Source organism: Thiocapsa imhoffii (assembly GCF_016583985.1).
Taxonomy (GTDB): domain Bacteria; phylum Pseudomonadota; class Gammaproteobacteria; order Chromatiales; family Chromatiaceae; genus Thiocapsa; species Thiocapsa imhoffii.
Genome location: NZ_NRSD01000099.1, coordinates 1 through 573, shown reverse-complemented (window position 1 = coordinate 573; position 573 = coordinate 1). Strand labels below are relative to the sequence as shown.

Sequence of the window (573 nt, the reverse complement as noted above, 5' to 3'; positions counted from 1 at the left end):
GATCAATTCCAAAAGCATCTGTTGCTCGAAAGCTTTTGTGACTGAGGCACGTGGCGTATACCATGACAGGGTTTGACTTGTCGTTGGATGCCCTTCGCAGGAGCGACATTGATAGCGCTTAGGACGTCAGATCAACAGCACTCGGTATTCGAGTAGAGGCAAATGTCGAAGTTCGATCTCATTACCCAAACCATCAGCATGATGAATCGGCTTGCCACAACGGTGACACTGCGTTCCTTCTAGGGTACTATGAACGTCAATTCTCAACGTTTTACGTTCACCTAAAACCACTCGTTCAATTGCGAGGTCAGGAAGATTTAAAAGGGCCTGAATCGTATCATTATCGAAAGTCATCATCAAAAGCGCTCGAATGACATTTTAGCGGAGCACCGCCATCAAGTGACTGATTTATATGATAACATGACCCCCTGAGATCCGGGAGAGCCTAAGTGATCTCAGTGAAATGAGTTCTAAGCGTCCCAAGAAAGCGATCGAAACACCTGATTCCGCGATTCGAGACCTGTCGCATCCAGCGACAGATTTGACGTTTTCCTTGTCCTGTTGACAGAGGGC

Annotated in this window: 1 protein-coding gene; it reads right to left on the bottom strand. The window is 47.1% G+C overall.

The features are described from left to right. Positions 1-126: 126 nt before the first annotated feature. A complete protein-coding gene (locus CKO25_RS20815; RefSeq protein WP_200389847.1) occupies positions 127-357 on the bottom strand; it encodes a hypothetical protein in 231 nt (76 codons plus the stop codon). Between the last annotated feature and the right edge of the window lie 216 nt (positions 358-573).